Raw genomic sequence first — 24,062 nt, 5'->3', positions numbered from 1 at the left:
AGTGAACGCAAGCGTTCACTGAGGCTTGCCCGCTCGCTCAACGGAGAGAAGACGATGGCTACTTCGCGCTGGACGGCCGTTACCACTCGGACGGCATCCCCGCGCCGCCGGGGGCCCGTCCTCGAGCGGGCGATCCTCGAAGCCGCCCTCGAACAGCTGAGTACGGTCGGCTGGCGAGGGCTCACGATGGAGGGCGTGGCCGCGGGCGCGCAGACGGGGAAGGCCGCGGTGTATCGCCGCTGGCCGTCCAAGGAGGATCTGGTCGTGGACGCGCTACAGGCCGGGTTGCCCACGCTCGACAGTGCGCAGGACCTCGGAAGCGTGCGGGAGGATCTTCTTCAGCTGTGCAGACAGGTGCGGGAGGCGATGTTCTCGCGCTCCGGATTCGCTCTGCGCGCGGTGCTTCACGAATGCGATACGGCAACGGCTGAGCGCTTCCATGATGTGATCTACGAAGGTGTCATCGAGCCGGTCGTGAAACTGATCAGTGACGTCGTACGTCGCGGAATTGAGCGCGGAGACGTGCGTTCCGGAGGGGGCGACTCTTATGTGTGCGATGTCATTCCGGCCATGCTCATGTATCGCTCCAAGGTGTGCGGGAGCGAATGGCTGGACGAGGAATTCGAGGACCTGATCGACCGTGTCATGGTGCCGTTGCTACGCCCCTGAGGGACTCTTCCCGCTGCCGGGGACCGGTGGTGAAAGCGTTGGCCGGCTTCCTTCGGGCGAGGTGTCGGCGCGAGCTTTCGAGCGACTCGGCAAGCCTGGGTGTCGCGTGCGGTCTCCGGCGGCGTACGCTGTCTGGCGCCATGCCGTACGAAGCACCCACCCACGCCGTCGAGCGCTCTTTGCGCGCCACCACCGGAGCGAAGATCGTTGCCGGTGTCGACGAAGTCGGGCGCGGCGCGTGGGCAGGCCCGGTCACCGTCTGTGCGGCGGTCACGGGACTGCGCAGGCCGCCCGAAGGACTCACCGACTCCAAGCTGATCAGCCCCAAGCGGCGCACCGCGCTCGCGGAAGAGCTGGAGGGCTGGGTCACGTCGCACGCTCTCGGGCACGCTTCGCACGAGGAGATCGACGGACTGGGGATGACGGCCGCGCTGCGGCTCGCCGCGGTACGTGCTCTGGAGGGGCTGCCGGTCCGGCCGGACGCGGTCATCCTCGACGGGAAGCACGACTACCTCGGGTCTCCCTGGCGGGTTCGTACCGTGATCAAGGGTGACCAGTCCTGTATCGCCGTCGCCGCGGCTTCGGTGATCGCCAAGGTCCGGCGCGACAAAATGATGGCCGAACTGGGCATCGAACATGCAGACTTCGGTTTTGCGGCCAACGCCGGCTATCCGTCGCCGGTGCACAAGGCCGCACTGGAGGTTCGGGGCCCCACCCCGTACCACCGGCTTTCGTGGGCGTATCTTGATGCGCTGCCCCAGTGGCGGCACCTCAAGAAGGCCCGCAGCTGGGCGGACGGAAACGTTCCGGAAATCGAGGGTCAGCTCGGCTTTGAGTTCTGACGCTTTTCCGGCACTTCCGGTCGCACTCATGTGCCACCCGCCGACGCGAGTCGCATCGGCGTTTGATAGACAACACTTCATGCCTCTCATTCCCGAGGAGCCTCAGATTCACGAGAGTGCCCAGGGTCCCCGCGCCACGCCGGCCAACAGCCGTACCGCGCCGACCCCTCGTCCTGTACCCGGCCCGCGTCCCGCGGCTCCGCCGCGCCCCGGCCGTCCGGGTCCTGTCCGGCCGATGCCACCCGCGCAGCGCACGCCGCGCGATTCGGCCGCCAAGCCAGGGCCGTCCGCCCCGGCTGCTTCTGTTCCCTCCATTCCTTCCGCTCCCTCCGCTTCCGGAGCAGCCGCCGACGGTGCTGCCACCGCCTCGGTTCCGCAGGTCCAGCTGATCCCGGCTTCGGTCGAGGGCGCGCTGGACGCGGCCGAGGAGGCCGTCGACCTGCTCCTGGACTCCGGGCGCGCGCCCGGGGAGGTCCTGGTGATCACCACCGGCGAACCGCACCCGTGGGCCACGCACGAGCTGTCCTTCGGTGAGGCCGCCTACTGGGCTCAGCACGACGCGGGTGACGACGTCTTCTACGCGGACGCCGCCGCTCTCGACCGTGCCGCGGCCCGACCGGTGGTCGTCGTCGCCGTCAACGGCGGCGACGAAGAGGTCGCGCTCGGCGCACTGCCGACGGCCCTCACCCGGGCAGGCACTCTGCTGATCGTGTGCGGCGACCCGCAGCGGATCAACTCGATGCTGGGCGCGGGCGTCTGACGTCCGCGTCCGGCAACGGTGATCCGCCGCCGGTCCTGTGATGCCTGACGTGTGTCGCGCGAGGCACGGCTGGTTCGGCCGCGTGCCGATCCGTGCTGTGCCGTGCGTGCGGTACCGCTCGGGCAGCGGTGCCGTCGCTGGTGGACGGTGGCGGCGAGCGGTGCCTCAGCGTGCCGCCGCGCGCCGCAGCACATCCGAGGCCGCGCCTCCGGTGCGCGCCACGGGTGGTTCGGTCTCGGTGAACAACTCGGGTCGTGAACCGGCGCTCGGTCGGCGGCCGCCGCGTCCCTCGCCGAGCACCTGCCAGCCGTCGCGGGTCAGCGTGATGTACGCGCCGCACCGCAGCCCGTGCAGCGTGCAGGCATCCCGTAGGCCCCACATCCAGGCTCCGTCCTCCTGGGTCCAACGCGCGTCCCCGTCACGGCAGTAGAGCAGCACCGCGGTACGTATCGGGGTGCGGCGCCGCAGGTCGTGCGGAATGATCCGACGCAACTGCGCGAGCAGGGCGTTGCGGAACACCCAGCCGTCCGTCACGGTCGCTCGCCGACTGAACGAGGCGCTCGCCCTGAGACGTTCGTCCGGGTCCAGTACGGCCACGACGGCCGTCAGGGGGGTCGGCCGGTGGCGTGAGTGGAGACCGCTCACGACATCGCGCGGGTTGCGCAGCAGCGGGATTCCCGCGGCAGACCACTCCGCGGGTTCGAGCATCCGGGCCAGTCGGTGGGCGGAGGCGGCGGACAACTCGGCCGACGTCGGGGACTCCGGCTTCGATGCCGCGGCGGACGGAGCGAATCCGAAGGTCACGGTCCTCCCTTCGGCTACGCGCCCATACAGCGGGCGGGGTCGGACTGGGGGAGCGCACCACGGCACAGCCCTACCGGACCGCGAGGAGCCGCGCGGGGAGCTGTTCCGATTCTTCCCGTCGCAGTGGCTTGCGGCAACGAGCAATCGTCACCGCACACCGGTATCGGCCGATGCGCCGCCTATATCCCTGCCCAGCCCATCCTCCGTCGACGCGTACGTCATCCCTGCACGGCCAGGACCAGCGGCAACACCCCCTTGGCTCCGGCGCGTCGGAGCATGCGCGCGGCCACCGCGAGGGTCCAGCCGCTGTCGGTCAGGTCATCGACGAGGAACACCGGGCCGTTCGCTTCCTGGAGCGCGGTGGCCAGTGCGTCGGGCACTGTCAGCGCGCCGTGGAGAGCCCGCAGGCGCTGGGCACTGTTGCTCCTCGGGACCCGTGCGGCATCGGCGCCCGCGGCGTACTCGATGGAACCGAGGAGCGGAAGCCGACCGATCTCGGAGATCCGCGCGCCCAGCGTCTGGATCAACTGCGGCCGTGTGTACGAGGCCATGGTCACCACGCCGACCGGGCGCGCCTGCGCGTCATTCGCGCCCGATGCCCAGCCGCCAGGGCCCTTCGCCCAGTCCGCGAGCACCTCCACCACGGCCTTCGCGACATCGTCGGGCACCGGTCCGTCCGGGGCCTGGGGGGCGAGCATGGGGCGCAGCCGGTTGCCCCAGCCGATGTCGGAGAGCCGCCCCAAGGCCCGCCCCGGCGCCGCCTGCTCGCCCGCGGGGATGCGCCCCTTGAGGTCCACGCCGACCGCGGCCAGACCGGTGGGCCACATCTTCCGCGGCTCCACGTCGGCGCCGGGACGGCCGAGCTCACCCTTCGCCGCGTCCAGGGCCTCGGGGGACACCTTGTCGCCGAACCGCGCCCCCGCGCAGTTGTCGCAGCGCCCGCAGGGTGCCGCTCCTTCGTCGTCCAGCTGGCGCCGCAGGAACTCCATGCGGCAGCCCGGTGCCGACGCGTATTCGCGCATCGCCTGCTGCTCCGCCTGCCGCTGCTTGGCGACCCAGGCATAACGATCGGTGTCGTAGGCCCACGGCACGCCCGTGGAGATCCAGCCGCCCTTGACGCGCTTGACCGCGCCGTCCACGTCGAGGACCTTGAGCATCGTCTCGAGCCGCGAGCGGCGGAGCTCGACCAGGGGCTCGAGAGCGGGCAGTGACAGCGGCCGGTCGGCCTGGGCCAGGACGTCCAGAGTGCGTCGCACCTGCTCCTCGGGCGGGAAGGCGAGCGAGGCGAAGTAGTTCCAGATCGCCTCGTCCTCCTTGCCGGGCAGGAGCAGCACCTCGGCGTGGTCGACGCCGCGGCCGGCGCGACCCACCTGCTGGTAGTAGGCGATCGGTGAGGAAGGAGAGCCGAGGTGGATGACGAAGCCCAGGTCGGGCTTGTCGAAGCCCATGCCGAGGGCGGAGGTGGCGACCAGGGCCTTCACACGGTTGGCGAGGAGGTCTTCTTCGGCCTGCTGGCGGTCCGCGTTCTCGGTCTTTCCGGTGTACGAGGTGACCGTGTGCCCGCACTGGCGCAGATAGGCGGTCACTTCCTCGGCGGCGGCGACCGTGAGCGTATAGATGATCCCGGAGCCCGGCAGATCGTCGAGGTGGTCGGCGAGCCAGGCCAAACGGTGTGCGGCGTTGGGCAGTTGGAGCACGTTCAGGCTCAGGCTCTCGCGGTCGAGCGCGCCGCGCAGCACGAGCGCGTCGGTGCCTCCGCCGGTACCGAGCTGCTCGGCCACGTCGGCCGTCACTCGGGCGTTGGCCGTCGCGGTGGTGGCCAGGACGGGGACGTCGGGCGGCAGGTCGGCGAGCATCGTGCGCAGCCTGCGGTAGTCGGGCCGGAAGTCGTGGCCCCAGTCGGAGATGCAGTGCGCCTCGTCGACCACGAGAAGGCCGGTGGCGGCGGCGAGCTTGGGCAGGACCTGATCGCGGAAGTCCGGGTTGTTCAGCCGCTCGGGGCTCACGAGCAGCACGTCGACCTCGCCTGCGGCGACCTCGGCCTGGATCGTCTCCCACTCTTCCGTGTTGGAGGAGTTGATCGTGCGCGCGCGGATTCCGGCGCGCGCGGCCGACTCGACCTGGTTGCGCATGAGGGCGAGCAAGGGGGAGACGATCACGGTGGGGCCGCTGCCCCGCTCGCGCAGCAGGGCGGTGGCGACGAAGTACACGGCGGACTTGCCCCAGCCCGTGCGCTGCACGACCAGAGCCCTGCGCTTGTCGGCCACCAGGGCCTCGATGGCGCGCCACTGATCCTCGCGCAGCCGGACCTCGCCGGACGAGGGCGTCTCGCCGGACGTGGATGAGGGGCCGCCGACCAGGCGGGAGAGTACGGCGTCCGCCGCCGTGCGCAGCTCTTCGTTGCTCATGCCCCCATGCAACCCGATGGGTCGGACATTACGCGAACGACCCCGCGAGGCTGTGGATAACTCTTGGCGTGCCCCTGATCGTAGTTATCCACAGGGCCAACCGGAATCTTGTCATTCGCGGGAGAGTCGGCGCATGACGAATCACAGCGAAGCCATCGGTCCGACCGACCCCAGCACGCCGATCGACCAGCCCGTGGTCACCTTGCGCACCCCTGCCGAACTGGCCGACGCCCTGCCGTACTTGCTCGGGTTCAAGCCCGAGAACAGCATCGTGCTCATCGCCCTGCACGGCGAGCGCGGGAGGTTCGGCGGGCGGGTGCGCCTCGGTATTCCCGAGCGCGCGGAGGACTGGGCGAGCACCGCCAACCAGCTGGCTCAGTGCCTGGTGGGCGGGTGCGAGCGAAGGGGCTCGCGGCCCGAAGGCATCGTCGCCTTCCTCTGCCGGGAGCCCACCGGCGGGGAGTCGGGGAAGCAGGTCGTGGACGGCCTGCGGTCCCTGGCTCAGTTGCTGCGCACGGCGTGCGGGGGCCTCGACGTTCCGGTGGTCGAGGTCGTGTGCATCTCGGGAGGCCGCTTCTGGACCTACTGCTGTCCGGACACCCGATGCTGCCCGCCGGAGGGCATCCCCCTGCTCAGGCCCGGCACTTCGGTGCTGGCTGCCGCCGCGACCTACATGGGAGTCCAAGTGAGCAGCACACAGAGCGAGCTCAGGGCGCGGCTCACCCCATGGGAGACCGCCGCGGCCGTGGAGCAGGAGCGTGCGCTCGACACCGCCGGTCTCGCGCTCATTCCCAAGATGCTGGGCGAGGAGGGAAGCGATATCGCCATCGGGATCCTCGACCTGGCCCGTCGTGTCATGGCGCGCCTCGCGGCCGCGGATCTCGTCACCGACAGGCTGCAGGCGGACAACAGGGACGATGAGCTGCTCGCGCACGACGAGGCGGCCGCACTGATCCTCGGCCTTCAGGTCCGCACGACACGCGATCGGGCGGCAGCGTGGATGGAAGGCGACGCCGCCCCTGCCGCGCTGCGTCTGTGGAGGGCACTGGCCCGCCGCTGCGTCGGCGCCTACGGAGAGCATGCGGCGGCACCGCTCGCTCTCGCAGGGTGGGTCGCCTGGTCCCTCGGAGACAGTGTGGAGGGACAGGAGGCTCTGGACATGGCGCTGGGCGCCGACCCTGACTATCTCTTCGCCCAGCTGCTGAACCGCGCCTGCAACGATGACCTCGATCCGGAGCCGATTCGGCGCCTTCTGCGTAGGGACCACGGTGACCAGGCATCCGAACTCCTCGGCGCCGACGAGTGGTTGGAGAGGCAGCCCTTGGAGTGTCCGGAGGGCCAGGAGCCTTTGGAGGATGCCGAGCCCACTCCTCCGCGTCGGCGCCGCCGCCGCTTGCCGCACGCTGCTGGGGGAGGCGGTCGGACCTCGGGCGGTGGTACCTGGACCTCGAACGGTCCGGGGACGGGGCCGCGCAACCGTCGTCGTACGATCCGGCGCGGCGCGAGGAACGGGCGATGAACGCGCCGGTCCGGTGGTGGGCGAGGTGGGCCGCGAGATTGGTGACCGCTGCGGCGCTCATAGGAAATTTCCTCCACTCGGCCGGTGCGGCGGCCGAGAGGTGGCGCCATACGGTCGGCTTCCTGCCGAGCGGGCGTGACTTGAGGCCGGGTCGGTCCGTTCACCTGAGTGGCGGTACCTGTGGCCGGGTCTCGCCGCCGCACCGCCTCCGACCCTCCGCAGCGCAGACGACGCAGTCGCCGCAGACAACGCAGAAGAAGCCGCCCCATGTCTCTTCCCGCCCTGTCTCCTGTCTCCGGCAGAGAGGGTCCCCAACAGGCCGTGCCGGCCCTCGGGCGCCCGCCCGGCGGACCCGTGCCCGCACCGGTGCAACGCCGCACCGTGGAGCTCCCACCCGCGCACACCGCGCTGATCTGCGTCGCGCTGCCTGCCCTCGCGATCTCCACCGACCAAGGGCAGTTGACGGGCCACGGACTGGAGGGCTTCTACCGCGCGGGGCGTCGCGTCCTCTCCCGCCTCCACGTGCGGGTGGCCGGGCGCGAGCCCGTCGCGGTGCAGGCCCGGATGGTCTCGGCCGACAGCGCCCGTTTCGTTGCGACCGTGCGGCTGCCGACGGATGGAGGACCCGATCCGGAGGTCATCGTCGAGCGGATCCGATACGCCGACGGCACCGAACGGATCACGCTGCACAGCGCGGTCGGGCGCCACCTGAGGCTCCCCCTCGAGGTGTCACTCGGCACGGACCTGGCCGAGGTGGGCATGGTGGCGTCCGGCAGGGCCGGTCCCGAACTGCCCGCCAGCGTCCACGACTCCGGCATGCGGTGGTCGTCGGCCACCGGTCATTGCGTCGTCACCGCCAACCCGCCGCCCGAGGATGCCCTGGCCTCGGCAGGACTGCTGCGCTGGGAGGTAAACCTGCCACCGGGTGCCGCGCGGAGCGTCGAGCTGCGGGTGCGGCCCGACGGCGCCGGGCCCATCAGAAGTGTGGGACACGGCACGACGCGCTCCGTCGCCGGGGCGCGTGCCGTCGGCGACGATCCGAGAGTCCAGCCGTTCCTCCACCGATCCGTCGAGGACCTGCAGGCACTGTTGCTGCGCGACTCCGCATGCCCGACCGACATGTATCCGGCCGCGGGAGCACCTTGGCGCTGCGGGCTCGCCCCGGCTGAAGCACTGGTCGCCGCCCGTATGGCGCTGCCACTCGGAACCCGGATCGCCGCAGGGACGTTGCGCACCCTCGCACGCAGTCAACTCGGGGGTCCGGGTCCTCGGTCGGGCATGATTCCGGGTCCGCTTCGAGATGCCGGCCCGCACCTGCCGCCCGGGTGCACCGGAACGGAGGCGACGCTGCTCTTCCCGGTGCTCCTCGCTGAGGCGTGGCGTTGGGGGCTTCCCGCGCAGGAGGTGGAGGACCTGCTGCCGACCGCGGAGAAGTGCTTGGAGTGGCTGCGCGCCTCGGTCGGCGACGGGGCGTTCTTGTCGGACGCGCAGCCGGGTGGGCTGGCGCGCTGTGAGGTCCAGGCGTACGCGCACAGGGCAGCACTGCTGGGTGCGGACCTACTGGACGCGCACGGGCGTACGGACACGGCCGGGCTGCGGCAGTGGGCCGCGCGCCTCCGAGCCAGGTTCCGTGAGGAGTTCTGGGTGGAGGACCGCGCGGGCGGTCGCCCCGCCGCGGCCCGCCTCGCCGACGGTCGGCCCGTGCCACAGCTGACCGCTGGGGCCGCCCACCTCCTGGACACCGGTCTGCTCGGGGCGGGCGCGATGGCGCCCGGGCTGCTCGACAAGGTCCAAACCGAACAGCTGGCGCGACTGCTCGGCGGTCCCACCATGGACTCGGGCTGGGGGTTGCGCAGCCTGGGGACGAAGGAGGTCGCGTACAACCCGTTCGGGCACCGGGGTGGAGCGGTTCGCGTGCAGGAGACGGCAGTAGCGGTCGCGGGTCTGGCGGCGGCGGGGTACGAGAAGGAGGCGACTTCGCTCCTGCGGGGTGTGCTGGCGGCGGCCGAGTCCTTCGGCCATCGACTGCCGGAGATGTACGCGGGGGAGCAGCGTACGGAGGGCGGGAGCCCGCTGCCCCATCCCGCTGCCTGCCGTCCTGCCGCTACCGCGGCGGCCGCCGGGGTGTTCCTGCTCGTGGCACTGGCCGGGATCCGTCCCGACGCGCCGACGGGCACGGTGACCTTGCGGCCTGTCCGCAGCGCGCCGCTGGGGGAGCTGGGTCTTACGGGGCTGAGCATCGCGGGCGGCCCGTTTTCCGTGCGTGTGAGTCGGCTCGGGCTGGCCATGGTCGAGGAGGCGGCCGATGGGTTGCAACTGGGGGTGTGAGCTCGTTGTGGTCGGACCGAGGGAGGGGCATACAGCGGTCAGTCGTGCTCAGTGAGCCGAGCCGGGGAGGGCTTGGCCAAGGAGGTGTTTATCGTCAGGCAGACGACTATGATCGCGTCATGTCGCCCTACGACCCGTCGGCCTTCGAGCCCTTCGCAGTCACCGTCGACCTGGTCGTGCTGACCGTGCGCCGTCACGCACTGTGTGCGCTGGCCGTGCGGCGCGGTGAGCCGCCATTCCAAGGGCGTTGGGCGCTCCCCGGCGGATTCGTACGTCCTGATGAGGACCTGTCGGCCGCGGCCGCGCGTGAACTGATCGAGGAAACCGGCCTCTGCGCCCACGACCCGGGCGCACCGGCCCAGGCCAACGGAGCGCACCTCGAGCAGCTCGCCACGTACGGCGACCCCAAGCGTGATCCGCGGATGCGTGTGGTCAGCGTCGCCCACCTGGCCCTCGCCCCCGACCTGCCCGCGCCCCGGGCGGGCGGCGACGCGCACAGCGCGCGCTGGGCACCGGTCGAGGCGCTGCTCAACCAGGGGGGTTACGGCAGAGAGGGCGAACAGGCAGCGCCGCTCGCCTTCGACCACGCGCAGATCCTGGCGGATGGCGTGGAGCGCGCCCGCTCCAAGATCGAGTACTCCTCGCTGGCCACGGCCTTCTGCCCGCCGGAGTTCACCGTCGGCGAGCTGCGACGGGTGTACGAGGCCGTCTGGGGCGTCGTCCTCGACCCCCGCAACTTCCACCGCAAGGTGACGGGCACGCCGGGCTTCCTCGTACCCACCGGCGGTACGACCACGCGGCAGGGCGGCCGCCCCGCGCAGCTCTTCCGTGCGGGTGGCGCGACGCTGCTCAACCCGCCGATGCTGCGCCCCGAGGTCTGAGGCCCGCGCTCGCTGTCACCTGCCGATCTTGTCGATTTACCCGGCTCGGTGGACACCAGTGGGTCACACCCTGCCCGAAAAGCCGTAAATGTCGCGTTATCTTGCTGCAGTACCCACGGGGTTCGTCCGTCCCCGATCCGGCGGACGGATCCCGGCCGCCGAGCGGTCGCACATCCTGCGAGAGAAGCGATGATCCAGGCCATCGGACTGACCAGCAATCCCCGCCAGGAGCTCCCGCCCGCCGTCGACGACGTGTCCTTCGAGGCGCGCACCGGCCGTGTCACGGCGCTGCTCGGCGCCGAGGCCGCCGGCAAGACCACGGCGCTGCGGCTGATGCTCGAACTCCAACAGGGCCGTGGAATCACGTACTTCAGAGGCCGCCCACTACACCGCATCGCCCATCCGTCCCGCGAGGTCGGCGTGCTTCTGGGCGAGGTTCCTGGGCACCCGGCTCGTTCTGTCCGCGGGCATCTGCGCATGCTCTGCGCGGCCCGTGGAGTGCCCGTGCGGCGTGCCGACGACGTCCTTGAGGTCATCGGTCTCGTCAGCCTCCGGGAGCAGCGTCTCGGCACGCTCTCGCGCGGCATGGACCGACGCCTCGGACTGGGCTGCGCGCTGCTCGCCGACCCGCACACTCTTGTCCTCGACGGTCCTGCCCACGGGCTGTCGACCCGGGAGGGCGCATGGCTGCACGGCGTTCTGCGGGCCCATGCGCGCCAGGGCGGCACCGTCCTGTTCACCACGGACGACCCCAAAGAGGCGGCCAGGACCGCCGATCGCGTCGTCACGCTGGAGGCGGGGCGGCTCGTCGCCGATCAGGAGGTCGCGGACTTCGCGCGCACCAGGCTCCGTCCCAGGGTCGCCGTCCAGAGCCCGCATGCGGCCCGTCTCGGCGCGCTGCTGGCCAAGGAGGCACGTGCGGGCCGACGTTCCGTGGAGGTGGTCAACGAGGACGGCAGCAGGCTCTCCGTATACGGCAGTAACTGTGCCGACGTGGGGGAGACCGCGTATCGCCACGGCATCCTCGTCCACCAACTCGCCGATGAGATCGGGGATGCGGGGCCGCCGCTTCTTGCGGAGGCCAGGGCCGACGCCTTGACCGGCAACCAGATCGACAGCCGAACCGAGAGTCGAAACGATGACCGAATCCCTAGTCGGCTCGGCACCACCGCGGGCGACGACTCGACCGTAGACCCGGCCGAGATCCTGCTGACTCCGCTGGTCCCTCTCGAAGGCGCTGATGACGCCGACCACGCACGCGTCGGCGCGGCCTCGCCCGCTCCGCAGGACCCGGTGTCCTCGCTGCCGCCTCCCATCACGGTCCGTCACGGCCGGAGCCCTCTTCGGCCCCTGCGCTACGAGCTGCGTCGCGTCGCGGGCGTCGGCAGCGGATATCTCACCGTGGCCGCCGTCCTGGCCGTCTCCGCCCTGATCGCCGTCTTCCTGGCCAGGGCCGGTCATACGCCGCAGGCGCGCCTCATCGCCGCATGGCCCGAGGAGCTTCCCCTGCCGCCCGCAGCTCTTGGCGCCGGTCTGCTCGGTGCGCTCGCGTTCGGCGACGAGTTCCGTCACCCCGCCCTCGCCGCGGACCGGGGCACCGTCCCGCGCCGCCTGGGGCTGCTCGGCGCCAAGCTGGTCATCGCCGCCGCCGCGGCGCTGATGCTGTGCCTGCTCGCGGTGGTCTCCGACGCCGCGCTCCTCCATCTCGTATACGGAGAAGAGCTCACGAAAGTTCCCGCTGACTGGCTCTCGCTGAGCGTGAGTTGGGTGGCGTTGGTGACGGGCTGTGCGTGGGCGGGTGTGCTCGCCGCCGGTGTTTTCCGGTCAACCACCGCGGGGCTCGCCGCCGTGCTCGCGGTGCCGATCGTCGTCGTACCCCTCGTACAGAAGGCCTTGGAGGGACCATCTGTGCGATCGGCGGCCGGGCTTCCCGCGAGGCTGCGCGACCTCGCGCTGGTGCAGTGGCCGTTCGGGGCCGAGCGATACCTGGCCGGTGGCGTGCGCATGGTCGCCCAACCCGTGGGCGGCGCACTGATGTTGTCGCTGACCGCTCTGCTCTGCGCATATCTGCTCACGGCGATGCGTAGCAGGGTCCGTTGAGGACCGTCCGGTTCCGTCCGTTGCGGTGCTGTGCGCAACTCCCCGGATAACGCCCATTTCTTTCCGATAAGGCGTCAATTGCGGCGGGGTAAGCGATCACCCTTTCGTGTGCTTTTCACCAAAGACCTCAAGGGAGTTGAGGGCAGCGCCGACAACTGATCCGTGAGTACCCTTGCGCACACCATGATGACCACCGCCCGCTCCGCCGACTCCGGTCTCGCAGGCCCGGGCGAACTCGACCGATACCCCTACGCCGAGGCCCCCGGCGGGGATCGCGTCGGCGCCCCCGTCTGGGACGGCGCCGGACAGGACCTGGGGCGCGTGGGCCGGCGCACCGCCGGCAGCCGCGGCCGTGGGCTGCACGGCCAACTCGTTCAGCAGCTGGGTCAGATGATCGTCTCGGGCGACCTGGGCGCCGACCGCCCGCTCGTCCCCGAGGAGATCGGCCAGCGCTTCGAGGTCTCCCGCACCGTCGTGCGCGAGTCGCTGCGCGTACTTGAGGCCAAGGGCCTGGTCAGTGCCCGGCCCAACGTTGGCACGCGCGTGCGCCCCGTCAGCGACTGGAATCTGCTCGACCCGGACATCATCGAATGGCGGGCGTTCGGGCCGCAGCGCGACGATCAGCGGCGCGAGCTCGGCGAGCTGCGCTGGATGATCGAGCCGCTCGCCGCCCGCCTGGCCGCCGGTCACGGTCGCGAGGAGGTGCAGCAGCGCCTCGCCGACATGGTCGAGATCATGGGGCACGCGCTGGCGCAGGGTGACTCGATCACCTTCTCCCGCGCCGACGCGGAGTTCCATTCGCTGCTCATCCAGCTCGCGGGCAACCGGATGCTGGAACACCTGTCCGGCATCGTCTCGGCCGCCCTCCAGGTCTCGGGCGGGCCGATCACCGGCTGTGACCGCCCCAGCGAAGGCTCCCTCGTGCACCACTCTCGTATCGCCGATGCCCTCGCGGCGGGCGACGGCTCCGGCGCCGAGGCCGCCATGCGGCAGCTGCTGACCGTCCACCCGGAGGTGGAGCGAGTAGTGCCTGCCCCTCGCGAGCACTGACCGCGAGTCCGCGTCGGCGGGGCCGACGTGTGTACACCCGCTGGCATCGCTGCGTCGTTCCGTACGCCGTCGACGGCTCCGCTGCCGCACTGAATGTCGCCGGATCCCCGCGGGCTCCCCAGGAGCCTGGCGGGGATCCGGCGACACGATCGTGGGGTGCCTTACAGGGCGTCGGGGGGCCATTCGTGCGGGTAGATCGGACGCTTCTGACCGCATCTAGCCGTTTTTGAGCACTTACGGGGTGTGACTCGGGCCACGTAGATTGGGCGTAACGCTCGTAGGAGCAGCGCGATGACCTAAGAGGTGATAGCCGAGGAGGGAATACAGCGGTCGTTCGCGACGCTGTGCAGCTCCCCGGCCCCGCCCGCGCCGTCGGCCCAATCCCCAGCCGTCGGTCGTCGGCTCCGGTCCACAATGGACGGGGCCGGAAGTCGTTTACCAACGTTCCGAGAGGTTGTTCGTGTCGGCCAGCACATCCCGTACGCTCCCGCCGGAGATCGCCGAATCCGTCTCTGTCATGGCGCTCATCGAGCGGGGAAAGGCTGATGGGCAGATCGCCGGCGATGACGTGCGTCGTGCCTTCGAAGCTGACCAGATTCCGGCCACTCAGTGGAAGAACGTTCTGCGCAGCCTCAACCAGATCCTCGAGGAAGAGGGTGTGACGCTGATGGTCAGTGCCGCGGAGCCCAAGCGCCCCCGCAAGAGCGTCGCAGCGAAGAGTCCGGCCAAGCGCACCGCGACCAGGACGGTCGCGGCCAAGACCGCCACGGCGAAGCCCACCGCCACCGCCGCCACTGAGGCACCGGTCGCGGACGGCACCGCCGAGGACGCGCCCGCGAAGAAGGTCGCTGCCAAGAAGGCGACGGCCAAGAAGGCCGTTGCGAAGAAGACCGCCGTCAAGAAGACGGCGGCCAAGAAGTCCACTTCCAAGAAGGACGCCGACGAGCTCCTGGACGAAGAGGCCACCGAAGAGGCACCCGCCGCAGGCAAGCCCGGCGAGGGCGAGCCCGCCGAGGAGGGTGCCCAGGGCTTCGTGCTCTCCGACGAGGACGAGGACGACGCGCCCGCGCAGCAGGTAGCTGCCGCCGGTGCCACCGCGGACCCGGTCAAGGACTACCTGAAGCAGATCGGCAAGGTTCCGCTCCTCAACGCCGAGCAGGAGGTCGAGCTCGCCAAGCGCATCGAGGCCGGCCTGTTCGCCGAGGACAAGCTCGCCAACGCCGACAAGCTCGCGCCGAAGCTCAAGCGCGAGCTGGAGATCATCGCCGAGGACGGCCGCCGCGCCAAGAACCACCTCCTGGAGGCCAACCTCCGTCTGGTGGTCTCCCTGGCCAAGCGCTACACCGGCCGCGGCATGCTCTTCCTGGACCTCATCCAGGAGGGCAACCTCGGTCTGATCCGCGCGGTCGAGAAGTTCGACTACACCAAGGGCTACAAGTTCTCCACGTATGCCACCTGGTGGATCCGTCAGGCGATCACCCGCGCCATGGCCGACCAGGCCCGCACCATCCGTATCCCGGTGCACATGGTCGAGGTCATCAACAAGCTGGCCCGTGTCCAGCGCCAGATGCTCCAGGACCTGGGCCGTGAGCCCACTCCGGAGGAGCTGGCCAAGGAACTGGACATGACCCCCGAGAAGGTCATCGAGGTCCAGAAGTACGGCCGCGAGCCGATCTCCCTCCACACCCCCCTGGGTGAGGACGGCGACAGCGAGTTCGGTGACCTCATCGAGGACTCCGAAGCGGTCGTGCCCGCCGACGCGGTCAGCTTCACGCTCCTCCAGGAGCAGCTGCACTCGGTCCTGGACACCCTGTCCGAGCGTGAGGCGGGCGTGGTCTCCATGCGCTTCGGTCTCACGGACGGCCAGCCCAAGACCCTGGACGAGATCGGCAAGGTCTACGGAGTGACGCGTGAGCGCATCCGTCAGATCGAGTCGAAGACGATGTCGAAGCTGCGTCACCCGTCGCGCTCGCAGGTGCTGCGCGACTACCTCGACTAGGTCGACACTACATAGACGCCCGTAACCTGCGAAGACGTAGGTTACGGGCGTTTTGTGTTTCAAGCTCAGCGCTCCTAGTACAGATAGTGAGCATGGGTGAACTCGAACACTTGATGGATTCCTGGATCTTGCACCTTCGGGCCGAACGCAAGAGCGGTCAGACGATCAAGACCTATGGCGATGGCCTGCGCGCCTTCCTGCGGTACTGCGCCAATGCGGGCGTCGTGCCTGAGCTGGACCGTCCGACCGTCAACAGCTTCACCGCCGCCCTTCTGGACGGCGGCGCGGAGGCGTCGACCGCTCGCAGCCGCCAGCTTGCCGTGCGCCGCTTCTCTGCATGGCTGGCCGAAGAGGGTGAGATCGACTCCGACCAGCTGACTGCCCTGAAGCCGCCGAAGCTCGACACCAAGGTTGTGCCCGAACTGGACGCCGACCAGCTCCGCGCGCTGATCAAGGCGTGCAAGGGCAGCGACTTCCGCGACCGCCGGGACGAAGCGATCATCCGCTTCATGGTCGAGACCGGAGCCCGCGCGGGCGAGGTCGTTGACATGCTGGTCGACGACATCGACCTGAAGCGCGGGGCGGCCGTCGTAAGGCGCGGCAAGGGCGGCCGTGGCCGCACGGTGCCCGTCGGGCCGCAGACGGCCCGCAGTGTCGACCGGTACTTGCGGGTGCGCCGTACGCACCGCCTCGCGGCTCTGCCCGGCCTGTGGCTCGGGGAGCGCAACCGTGGCTTCTCGTACTACGCGCTGCACAAGACCTTGGCCTACCGTGCCGAGCTGGCCAAGATCGAAGACTTCCATCCGCATATCTTGAGGCACACGGCGGCCGGGCGGTGGCTGGCGGCGGGCGGCAGCGAGGGCGGCTTGATGGCCGTCGCCGGATGGTCGCGCCGGGACATGATCGACAGGTACACCCGCGCGACGTCGGAGCGCAGGGCCGCCGACGAGGCCCGCAAGCTGGGTTTGGGGGACCTGTGAGGCGGCCCCCCGCGCTCACGGTGTGGTGCGCCGAGTGCGACGCCGACCGCGAGGTGAGCGAATCGGACTGTCTCGGAGTCCTGGAGCGCAGCGTACGGGGCAGCCTGCGGTGGGTGGTGACCGACCGCCATCGCCGCCGTCATCCGGTCGACGGCCGCAGGTTCGAGCGAGGGATTTACCTGGAACATCACGCGAGCGACAGCGTCGACATCCCCGAGTCCCTCCCCGCGCGATGCAGTCGGCACGGGCGCGGAAGCGTGCGGTCTAAAGATGTCCTAGCACAGCGTGGTAACGTCTCACTTAAGGTGATTTGGGCTACGCCGTAGGGCGGACTCCGTAAGGGCATACGGGCAGTTTGGAGGCTGCCCAGTGTCCATAGATCCACTGACCGAACGAACAGGTCTCACCTCTGAGGAGCGCCGCCTTCGCGGCTCCATCGCAGCCAACTCCATGTGGTCCAAGATCGAGGACCGCACGGCCCACACGGCCGCCGCTCGCCGGGCCTTCATGGACCGCTTCGAAGTCGAGGTCGATCCCGACGGCTCCCTGAGCCCGCAGGAGCGCGCCACACGGGCAGAGAGCGCCCGCCGCGCCCACTTTCAGCGTCTGGCCTTGGCATCGGCCAAGGCCCGCCGTGCCCGCCGTACGAAGGGCGGCGCGAGCGATGCAGCGTGATCATGGCGCGACCCCCGAGCCGACGAACTCGGAGGCCGCTGCGAGCGACCGGGCGACGGAGGCTCTGCGTACGAGCGTAACGCCCGACGGACGCAGGCCCCTGACAGCCGAGTCCGCGCGCGTGCTGACCAACCGCATCAAGGTGGGAATCGGGCGACTCTGGGAGGACGTCCAGGCCGCGTACGCGGGCCGTGCCTGGGCCGCTCTCGGATACCGGACCTGGGACCGGTACTGCCGCGAGGAGTTCGGCTCCGCCGCGATCCGGATACCGCTGGAAGAACGCCCCGAAGTTGTCGAGTCGCTGCGGAGTGCAGGGCTGAGCAACCGCGCCGTCGCGAGCGTCACGGGCTTGAGTGAGGCGACTGTCCGCCGTACCGCTCAAGGTGCGTCATCTGGCGCACCTGAGACCGTCGTTGGCACGGACGGCAAGCACTATCCGGCCCGGCATCTCAGCGTCGTGCGGAACGACCTGGTGCCGGAACCGAAGAAGCGGCAGCGCACCCGCGAGGGCTGGAAAAGGGTCATGATCGCGGACATCGAGCGCGGTCACGCGGGAGGCCTGCCTTTCCTGCTCGGCATATTCGAAGAGCACGCCGACATCATCCGTGAACTCCCGGCCGACTTGCTGGACAACTTCGTTACCACGCTGAAGCAGGAAGAGGAGGCGTCTCGTCGGCTGCGCAAGCTGATCGAGGAGCGCAGGGGCGGTGTGTCATGAGCCGCCGCCGCAAGCCGAATTCCGGCGACCCCCGCAAGCGCAAGCCCGACGCCGTGGCGCAGAGGGCAGCGTCGGCGTACCGGTGCGGGCACTGCCGCAGCCGCAGCCTAGGCGTGACCGTTGACCAGTACGGCATCAATCACCTGAATATCGGCCACGACCCGTCATGCCCCGTATTGCTGGGCACCGTTGACGACGCCCCCGACGTTCTGCGTGCCGCTGCTGCGGCCGAGGGGCCGCTTGTCGTCGTCCTCGGGGACTTCGAGGGGGGTGGAGAGGAATGACGACACCGCCGTACAGCCTGCCCTCGGCGGCGATAGAGGCGCAGGCGGCTTCTTACGTTGACGCTACGAGCACGGAACAGCAGACGGGCATCCTGCTTTCCGTCCCCTCACACCAAAGGGCGGAATTCGACGCGCGCGTCCAGGACGCTCAGTTCCGCAAGCAGCATGCCTACAAGAGCGCTGTAAGCCGCGAGATGGAACACCGCGCGCTCATGGCCGAGTGCGACCAGCTGGAGGCCGCCGCAAAGAACGCCCTCACCATCGACAAGCTGAACGAGCGCTCCCACACGCTGCGCGACTTCCTGGCCGCTCCCGACGAAGGCCCGGTGTACGCCATAGACGGCCTGCTGCCGACCGACGGGAACGCGACGCTAGTCGCCCCGAAGAAGGCCGGTAAGACGACGTTCCTGGGGAATGTGCTGCGGTCCTTCGCGGACGGTGAGCCGTTCCTGGGCCGCCTCGCCACTTCCCCGGCCGCGGTGGCGCTATGGAACTACGAGATGAGCGACCGTCAGCAAAGGGCGTGGCTGCGTGATGCGGGTATCCGCAACACGGACCGCGCGCATGTGCTCGGTCTGCGCGGCGTGACCCTCTCTCTGCGGGCCGAGGCGTACGAGAACTGGGCCGTGGAATGGCTCGGCTCGCGCGGCATTCAGGTCTGGGTCATCGACCCGGCGCACCGCGCCATGAGCGGCTTCATTACCCGTGGCGACCCCAACGAAGCCGTCCAGATGTTCACGGAGACGCTGGACCGCGTCAAGGAGCGCGCCGGGGTGCGCAACATCGTCATGGCCGTGCACACCGGGCTCAACGGCGAGCACGCCCGTGGCGCATCGCGGTGGGGTGACTGGCCCGACTCGATCTTGACGTACAGCAGGGACGACTACGGCATCCGCAGTCTCAAGGCGGACGGCCGTGACGTCAGTCTTGAGGACACGCCCCTCGCGTACGACCGCGAGACACGGCTGCTGTCGATGCCGGGGGTGGACTTCGCGCAGCCGTCCGCGTACAAGGTCAGCGACACGGACCGCCTCTGCATGTGGCTGCGGGACAACCCCGGTAAGCACCCGTCGAAGCGGGTCACCGCTCAGGCGCTCGGCATCCGCGCCGAGGCCGCAGCAACCGCGTTCGAGGTCGGCGAGCTGGACGGCCGGATCGTCATCCGTCCAGGGCTACGCAGGGCGCATGTCGCCTGGCTCGCAGAGGACTGGGAGCGTCACGAGCGCGAGCTGAAGGAGGGCGTCCAGGGCGAACTGGGAGAGCCCGAAGACGACCAGCGGTGAGCAGTGCTCCGGTGAGTGCTTCCCAGTGCTTCCGTATCACTCGGGAAGCACTCGCTGTAGCACTGACGCCGCAGGCCAGACCGCTTCCCAGTGCTCCGGAATCACTTATAGGGCCTATCCCTATAGGCGGAAGCACTCACTGGGAAGCACTGCCGTTGCTGGACGGATGACACCGCTACACCGCCCCGCTGGTCGACCAGGAAGAGCAGCCCCGCCCCGCTGGACGGCCCTCTCCGCCTCGTACGGTCGCGCCCCGGCACCGGGCGCCCCCGACACCGCCAACGGCCCGCCAACGGCCGCCTGTCCAACATCACTCGGAGGTACCGCCCATGACCGACTGGACGCCCGACCCGACCGGGATGCGCCGCGCCTTGGAATCACTCGCCGACCCCGCCGACCGCCGCCGCTTCCTGCGCGACTTCGATCACTTCCGCATGGTCCGCGAACATCACGAGATGGCCGCCGAACGGGGCGTCAAGGTGGCGCCGATCTACGGGCGCAAGATCTCCGAGCAGATCGCCCACGAGGCCGACCGGCGCCGCAGCAACGCTGATCCGACGTGGCGCGTATGGGACGCGGCGGCCACCGCCGCAGCACGCGCCGAAGCGCCGGACGTACCTGACTGATTGTCAGCCGGGGCGGGTATCCTGAAGAACAGTCGTGCAGTCGGGCCAGGGGCCCGGCGAGAACCCGGACGGCGCGGTACGGCTACCACGTCCGTCCGGGGCGTTCGTAGACGCCGACCGGTGCGGCCCGGGATTGCGCAGACGCGCGTGAGCCGAATTCCTTTGACCTCGCACGCCTTTGTGCGTGCCGCATTCCCGGGATTCCTCATGGCAATAAGCTTTCCGGCCCTCGAAGAGAAGCGGGCCGAACTGAAGCGCATCTTCGATGAGGCAGGCGACGATTTCGACCTGTCCCGCGTCACGGTCAAGAACCATCACACCGCGACCGAAAAGGCCCAGTACATCAAGAAGCTGAACTCGGAGATAGACGACCTCAAGCGCGTCGCTGAGGCCGCCGAGATCGGCGGGTACGGGCACGAATCCGGCGACGGCGCGCGTCCCGCGTCGCGCGGCAATACGGGGGGCCATTCCCTCAAGGGTGCCGAGACTCTCCGCAAGGACCAGTCATTCGTACAGTGGGGCCGCGACAACGGCCACGGTAACCGCGACCACGAAGGCCTGAGCTTCGATAGGCTTATCCGGGGAATGGCAACCGGGAAATGGCGAGACGCCGACGCGGAGCGAAAGGCGCTCTCCGAGGGAACCCTTTCAGCCGGTGGATATCTGGTGCCGACCCCGCTCGCCGGAAATGTCATCGACCTCGCACGAAATCAAATGCGGGTCGCGCAGGCGGGTGCGACCTTTGTGCCCATGACGGCGCAGACGCTGAAAATCGCACGCCTTACCGGCGAAGGTTCTCCCGGGTGGCGCAATGAGAATTCCGCGATCACCGCGGCCGATATGACATTCGACTCCGTGACCTTTCAGGCCCGTTCCCTGAATCGCCTTGTGACGATGAGTGTCGAACTCTTCGAGGATTCCGACCCGTCGGCGTCCAACGTCATCGCGAACAGCTTTGCCCAGCAGATCGCACTCGAAATGGACCGGGTGGCCCTGCGCGGCACGGGGACTGCTCCCGAACCTAGGGGGGTGGCTAATACAGCAGGGGTCACCACCACGGGGCACGGGGCAAATGGGTCGGCCATCTCGAATTATGACTTCCATTTGGACGCGGTGGGCGCCGTGCGGAATGCCAACTTCGAGCCGGGCGCCCATATCCAGGCGCCCCGCACGAACACGAGCCTTTCCAAGCTGAAGGAAGCGACGACGAATGCGTACCTTCAGCCGCCCGCCGGAATGCTCCCGATGCTGCCGACTAGGCAGGTCCCGGTGAACCTCACCGTCGGGTCGTCGTCGGATTGCAGCGAAATCTACACGGGTGATTGGTCGCAGCTCGCTATTGGCATCCGTACCGAATTCCGTATCGAATTCCTGCGGGAAAGGTATGCGGATAATGGGCAGGTTGCATTCCTTGCCTGGCTCCGTGGTGATGTCCAGCTACTCCAGCCATCCGCATTCGTGGTCGACGTCGGAGTTCGCTCGTGAGCGGCTTCGAGATCTTGCGCGACGTCGCCGCGCACAACGCCGCCGCGCGCGATGCCGAGTACGACCGACTCGCCGACGCGCTCACTGCACGCCGCGAAGGCATCGACACGAGCCTGTGGCGCTGCCTGCCGGACGCCGACGACGTCGGCGTCGACGACGCCGACTAGGACCCCGGCGCCGCATTCTCCCGGCGCCGGACCGCCGCGCTCATGATCCCGTGGCGAGGTCATGAGCGCGGCACTTTGCGTGAGTGAATGATCCGCCCGAGCGTGAAGTGTCGCGACTCGATGAGTGATCGTCGCGGGGGAGCGGACGACTTCGAGGCGGGGGCGGATCGATCAAGCGTTGACCTGCGTCGATGTCTCATCGCAAGCGCAAACGTGGGGGGCGGGGGTCGACCGTGACCGTTTGGCCCGGTGACCTGCTCCGCCCTTGTGTCCGCAAAAACCCTCTACTGAGGCTTGGTGCAAACGACTGCAAACTCGCAGGTCAGGGGCATGATCGGCGCCCCTGAGGGCTGTTTCGGACCCTTGGCCGCGCGCATCGCGAGCGGTGATCGACCAGGTGGGGCGGCACGCGAATGATCGAGTTGCGATGTGCAAACGCTGGACATGGTGATCGGCCAGCTACACGAGCAAGAGGTGCCCGTGATCGTCCAGGACCGCCCGAGCCTCCGGCACGTCCTCGTACGCCTGGAGCCGCCGGAGGATGACCCTTGTGCGCTCTGCCGTGCGGTCGCTCGCGAGGTCGCCGGACAGCTCGATCACCGCACGCGCCTCTTCCGCTGCGGCCTCCGGCTCGTTGGCGTCCGCGTACGCGATGCTCAACCACGATCGGTACAGAGCCAACTCGCGGGCGTGCGTGGCTTCGTAGCGGCCCAACACATCCGTCAGCAAGGGCACGGCCCGCAAAGGGCGCTTCAGCTCGGTGAAGACGCGCGCGTCCATGATCTCAAGCTCTTCCCGAGAGACCCAGTACGACCATGTCGGCGCCGCGCGGTCGTTGGCATCCGACAGCGCCGCGTGCGCTTCTTCGAGGGCGCGCATGGCGGGCTGCGCTTCGTCGACCTTGGTGAGTGTCCAGGCGACGCGATCGAGGAAGAGCGCTCGGGTCTTGGGTGGCGCGTCGGGTCCGGCCTCTTCGAGGGCTGCACGGGCCAGGTCGACGCCTTCGCGCTCCCGTCCGTTGTTGGCGTGCTGATAGGCGAGCGACCCGGCGACATTGCCGACCAGAGTGGTGTCACCTGCCTGCCGGGCGGCAGAGATGCCGATCCCGTATGCGTGCTCGGCATCGGCGTGGCGTCCGGCGTCACTCAAGATCCACCCACAGATTTGCGCCAACTCGCCGATCTGGACGAGCAGCGCACGCCCGGTGTCGTCGTCGTACGACGACTCGCGGTGAATCTTCACGGCGGCCCGCAGTTCGCGCACCGCGGGCCCTGCGAGGTCACCCCCGGACAGGACGTCATCGGCGAGCCGTAGACCGTGGACGCGTCCGGCGAGGCTGTCCACGGTCGTCATCCCGATGCGACGTCCCGAGCGGGCCGTGAGCGGCGCCAAGGGGTCGTCCGGGGGCAGGAGTTCGGCGAGCGTCGCGGCGGGCCCCGGAAGGGGCGCCAGGGCGTCGCCACGCGCGTACGCGGCAGCTTGTTCGAGGTCTGCGAGAGGGGTCTTGAGGGCGCTCGCGAGGAAGGGCAGCCACACCCCGGGCAGGCGCTCACCGCGCTCCCACCGGGAGATCTCATTACGCGTGACCGACTGGACACCGGACAGGGCGCAGAGGTCTGCGGCGAGCTGCCGCTGTGATCGGCTGGTTCGTCGCCGCAGCCGCGTGAGGTACATGCCGAACTGCCGCTTCCGCTCGCTGCTCATGCTGGCCCCCTCTCGCTCACAGTCTGGCCCCCCGTTGGCCCCCCGGCTGGCTCCTTTCCACGATCGATATCGGGAGTTCGATGAAGCAAGGAGCCTCGGCGACCGCGCGAACGGTCCCGAGGCGTGGCCACCTGAGAAAGCAGGCGACATGGCTGACAGTACGACCCAGGACGGCGTTGCTGAAGTGGGTGCTGGAAGCGCCATGACGCTGAGGATCTACGTCGTCGACCGGTACGGGACGGTCACCTCGGACACCGGCACGCGGCGCGTCGACTGCACGGACGCGGTGTCATCGTCGTCCGCGTGCCGCTACCCGCCGTGCTCCTGCCCGGACTGCGTCCGGAAGCGGGCGCGGCGATGACGACCAAGGTGCAGGAGCTGAGTCCCGAGTGCGAGATGGGGCTGTGCAGCCTCTGCCCCGGCGACAACGTCCCGGTGTACGCGCCCGGCAAGCGGCCGCCCTGCGAGCCGCCGATCTTCGTGTACCGCTGTGACCACGGCTGTCGGCATGGCGGCCGGACGGTCATCCCGACGATGCCGGGGCGCCCGTGGAGTGAGCACTAGGCCCCCGGTCCGGTCACTCCCCATGTCGGGCCGGACCGGGCAGGAAGCGCCCCCGCCTCGTACGACAGAGGCGGGGGCGCGGTGGTGTCCAGGGCCTGAAACAAGGAAGGCCCCGCCCGGTGTGACCCGGACGGGACCGCTTCTGCACTTGAGACATATGCCATTTCAAGGTACTCCATACCTCATCAAATAGCCCAGGACTGGGCATACTTATGA

21 protein-coding genes are annotated in these 24,062 nt (G+C 69.4%); 18 read left to right on the top strand and 3 right to left on the bottom strand.

Annotation, left to right across the window (positions count from 1 at the left end):
* Nucleotides 1–54: 54 nt before the first annotated feature.
* The 3 genes from CP970_RS11150 (at nucleotide 55) to CP970_RS11140 (ending at nucleotide 2,271) form a co-directional block, all read left to right on the top strand.
* Nucleotides 55–669, top strand: coding sequence for a TetR/AcrR family transcriptional regulator (locus CP970_RS11150; RefSeq protein WP_055544941.1), 615 nt, complete (start codon nucleotides 55–57; stop codon nucleotides 667–669).
* A 140-nt stretch (nucleotides 670–809) separates the two neighbouring features.
* Complete coding sequence (locus CP970_RS11145) at nucleotides 810–1,511, top strand: ribonuclease HII (RefSeq protein ID WP_055544940.1); 702 nt, start codon at nucleotides 810–812, stop codon at nucleotides 1,509–1,511.
* Between the two features lie 79 nt (nucleotides 1,512–1,590).
* On the top strand, nucleotides 1,591–2,271 hold the full coding sequence (locus tag CP970_RS11140) for a hypothetical protein (RefSeq protein WP_055544939.1): 681 nt from the start codon (nucleotides 1,591–1,593) through the stop codon (nucleotides 2,269–2,271).
* Nucleotides 2,272–2,436: 165 nt separating this feature from the next.
* On the opposite strand, the gene CP970_RS11135 is transcribed toward CP970_RS11140, so the two are convergent.
* Complete coding sequence (locus tag CP970_RS11135) at nucleotides 2,437–3,075, bottom strand: hypothetical protein (protein WP_055544938.1); 639 nt, start codon at nucleotides 3,073–3,075, stop codon at nucleotides 2,437–2,439.
* A 218-nt stretch (nucleotides 3,076–3,293) separates the two neighbouring features.
* The gene (locus CP970_RS11130; protein WP_055544937.1) at nucleotides 3,294–5,483 is read right to left on the bottom strand and encodes a RecQ family ATP-dependent DNA helicase; all 2,190 of its coding nucleotides are present in this window, start codon (nucleotides 5,481–5,483) and stop codon (nucleotides 3,294–3,296) included.
* 133 nt (nucleotides 5,484–5,616) lie between these two features.
* Between CP970_RS11130 and CP970_RS11125 the strand changes: the two genes are divergently transcribed.
* From CP970_RS11125 to CP970_RS44155, 14 genes are all read left to right on the top strand, one after another.
* Nucleotides 5,617–7,002 carry a DUF4192 domain-containing protein gene (locus tag CP970_RS11125; protein ID WP_055544936.1) on the top strand — a complete coding sequence of 462 codons (1,386 nt, stop codon included), beginning with the start codon at nucleotides 5,617–5,619 and terminating at the stop codon, nucleotides 7,000–7,002.
* Nucleotides 7,003–7,269: 267 nt separating this feature from the next.
* Nucleotides 7,270–9,330 carry a glycogen debranching N-terminal domain-containing protein gene (locus tag CP970_RS11120; protein ID WP_079043272.1) on the top strand — a complete coding sequence of 687 codons (2,061 nt, stop codon included), beginning with the start codon at nucleotides 7,270–7,272 and terminating at the stop codon, nucleotides 9,328–9,330.
* A 119-nt stretch (nucleotides 9,331–9,449) separates the two neighbouring features.
* Nucleotides 9,450–10,211 carry an NUDIX hydrolase gene (locus tag CP970_RS11115; protein WP_055544934.1) on the top strand — a complete coding sequence of 254 codons (762 nt, stop codon included), beginning with the start codon at nucleotides 9,450–9,452 and terminating at the stop codon, nucleotides 10,209–10,211.
* A 189-nt stretch (nucleotides 10,212–10,400) separates the two neighbouring features.
* A complete protein-coding gene (locus CP970_RS11110; protein ID WP_055544933.1) occupies nucleotides 10,401–12,311 on the top strand; it encodes an ABC transporter ATP-binding protein in 1,911 nt (636 codons plus the stop codon).
* Between the two features lie 162 nt (nucleotides 12,312–12,473).
* The gene (locus tag CP970_RS11105) at nucleotides 12,474–13,361 is read left to right on the top strand and encodes a FadR/GntR family transcriptional regulator (protein ID WP_191094901.1); all 888 of its coding nucleotides are present in this window, start codon (nucleotides 12,474–12,476) and stop codon (nucleotides 13,359–13,361) included.
* Nucleotides 13,362–13,815: 454 nt separating this feature from the next.
* A complete protein-coding gene (locus tag CP970_RS11100) occupies nucleotides 13,816–15,360 on the top strand; it encodes an RNA polymerase sigma factor (protein ID WP_055544931.1) in 1,545 nt (514 codons plus the stop codon).
* 92 nt (nucleotides 15,361–15,452) lie between these two features.
* Nucleotides 15,453–16,340, top strand: coding sequence for a tyrosine-type recombinase/integrase (locus tag CP970_RS11095; RefSeq protein WP_079043271.1), 888 nt, complete (start codon nucleotides 15,453–15,455; stop codon nucleotides 16,338–16,340).
* A gap of 369 nt (nucleotides 16,341–16,709) precedes the next feature.
* Complete coding sequence (locus CP970_RS11090) at nucleotides 16,710–17,015, top strand: hypothetical protein (RefSeq protein WP_206188623.1); 306 nt, start codon at nucleotides 16,710–16,712, stop codon at nucleotides 17,013–17,015.
* Between the two features lie 121 nt (nucleotides 17,016–17,136).
* The gene (locus CP970_RS11085; RefSeq protein ID WP_055544929.1) at nucleotides 17,137–17,733 is read left to right on the top strand and encodes a hypothetical protein; all 597 of its coding nucleotides are present in this window, start codon (nucleotides 17,137–17,139) and stop codon (nucleotides 17,731–17,733) included.
* Nucleotides 17,730–18,017: a hypothetical protein gene (locus tag CP970_RS11080; RefSeq protein ID WP_055544928.1), complete on the top strand. Its 288-nt coding sequence runs from the start codon at nucleotides 17,730–17,732 to the stop codon at nucleotides 18,015–18,017. The genes CP970_RS11085 and CP970_RS11080 overlap by 4 nt, the downstream gene beginning before the upstream one ends.
* Nucleotides 18,014–19,300 (top strand): AAA family ATPase, encoded by a 1,287-nt coding sequence (locus CP970_RS11075; protein WP_079043270.1) that lies wholly within the window; start codon nucleotides 18,014–18,016, stop codon nucleotides 19,298–19,300. Before CP970_RS11080 ends, CP970_RS11075 begins: the two co-directional genes overlap by 4 nt.
* A 329-nt stretch (nucleotides 19,301–19,629) precedes the next feature.
* On the top strand, nucleotides 19,630–19,926 hold the full coding sequence (locus tag CP970_RS11070; RefSeq protein WP_055544926.1) for a hypothetical protein: 297 nt from the start codon (nucleotides 19,630–19,632) through the stop codon (nucleotides 19,924–19,926).
* A gap of 207 nt (nucleotides 19,927–20,133) precedes the next feature.
* Nucleotides 20,134–21,411: a phage major capsid protein gene (locus CP970_RS11065; protein ID WP_055544925.1), complete on the top strand. Its 1,278-nt coding sequence runs from the start codon at nucleotides 20,134–20,136 to the stop codon at nucleotides 21,409–21,411.
* Nucleotides 21,408–21,578, top strand: coding sequence for a hypothetical protein (locus CP970_RS44155; RefSeq protein ID WP_157877669.1), 171 nt, complete (start codon nucleotides 21,408–21,410; stop codon nucleotides 21,576–21,578). Before CP970_RS11065 ends, CP970_RS44155 begins: the two co-directional genes overlap by 4 nt.
* 459 nt (nucleotides 21,579–22,037) lie before the next feature.
* On the opposite strand, the gene CP970_RS11060 is transcribed toward CP970_RS44155, so the two are convergent.
* The gene (locus CP970_RS11060; protein WP_224058370.1) at nucleotides 22,038–23,282 is read right to left on the bottom strand and encodes a helix-turn-helix domain-containing protein; all 1,245 of its coding nucleotides are present in this window, start codon (nucleotides 23,280–23,282) and stop codon (nucleotides 22,038–22,040) included.
* Between the two features lie 303 nt (nucleotides 23,283–23,585).
* Here CP970_RS11060 and CP970_RS11055 point away from each other — a divergent pair, with 303 nt between their 5' ends.
* A complete protein-coding gene (locus CP970_RS11055; protein WP_150493237.1) occupies nucleotides 23,586–23,846 on the top strand; it encodes a hypothetical protein in 261 nt (86 codons plus the stop codon).
* The last annotated feature ends 216 nt before the right edge of the window (nucleotides 23,847–24,062 follow it).

Source organism: Streptomyces kanamyceticus, assembly GCF_008704495.1.
GTDB lineage: Bacteria > Actinomycetota > Actinomycetes > Streptomycetales > Streptomycetaceae > Streptomyces > Streptomyces kanamyceticus.
The sequence above is the reverse complement of the archived record's forward strand: the minus strand, read 5'-3'. Positions and strand labels throughout refer to the sequence as shown.

Bases quoted from the DNA above. Each gene is read 5' to 3' on its own strand.
- CP970_RS11150 (WP_055544941.1), top strand. From the start codon at position 55: ATGGCTACTTCGCGCTGGACGGCCGTTACCACTCGGACGGCATCCCCG.
- CP970_RS11145 (WP_055544940.1), top strand. From the start codon at position 810: ATGCCGTACGAAGCACCCACCCACGCCGTCGAGCGCTCTTTGCGCGCC.
- CP970_RS11140 (WP_055544939.1), top strand. From the start codon at position 1,591: ATGCCTCTCATTCCCGAGGAGCCTCAGATTCACGAGAGTGCCCAGGGT.
- CP970_RS11130 (WP_055544937.1), bottom strand. From the start codon at position 5,483: ATGAGCAACGAAGAGCTGCGCACGGCGGCGGACGCCGTACTCTCCCGC.
- CP970_RS11125 (WP_055544936.1), top strand. From the start codon at position 5,617: ATGACGAATCACAGCGAAGCCATCGGTCCGACCGACCCCAGCACGCCG.
- CP970_RS11120 (WP_079043272.1), top strand. From the start codon at position 7,270: ATGTCTCTTCCCGCCCTGTCTCCTGTCTCCGGCAGAGAGGGTCCCCAA.
- CP970_RS11115 (WP_055544934.1), top strand. From the start codon at position 9,450: ATGTCGCCCTACGACCCGTCGGCCTTCGAGCCCTTCGCAGTCACCGTC.
- CP970_RS11110 (WP_055544933.1), top strand. From the start codon at position 10,401: ATGATCCAGGCCATCGGACTGACCAGCAATCCCCGCCAGGAGCTCCCG.
- CP970_RS11095 (WP_079043271.1), top strand. From the start codon at position 15,453: ATGGGTGAACTCGAACACTTGATGGATTCCTGGATCTTGCACCTTCGG.
- CP970_RS11080 (WP_055544928.1), top strand. From the start codon at position 17,730: ATGAGCCGCCGCCGCAAGCCGAATTCCGGCGACCCCCGCAAGCGCAAG.
- CP970_RS11075 (WP_079043270.1), top strand. From the start codon at position 18,014: ATGACGACACCGCCGTACAGCCTGCCCTCGGCGGCGATAGAGGCGCAG.
- CP970_RS11070 (WP_055544926.1), top strand. From the start codon at position 19,630: ATGACCGACTGGACGCCCGACCCGACCGGGATGCGCCGCGCCTTGGAA.
- CP970_RS11065 (WP_055544925.1), top strand. From the start codon at position 20,134: ATGGCAATAAGCTTTCCGGCCCTCGAAGAGAAGCGGGCCGAACTGAAG.
- CP970_RS11060 (WP_224058370.1), bottom strand. From the start codon at position 23,282: ATGAGCAGCGAGCGGAAGCGGCAGTTCGGCATGTACCTCACGCGGCTG.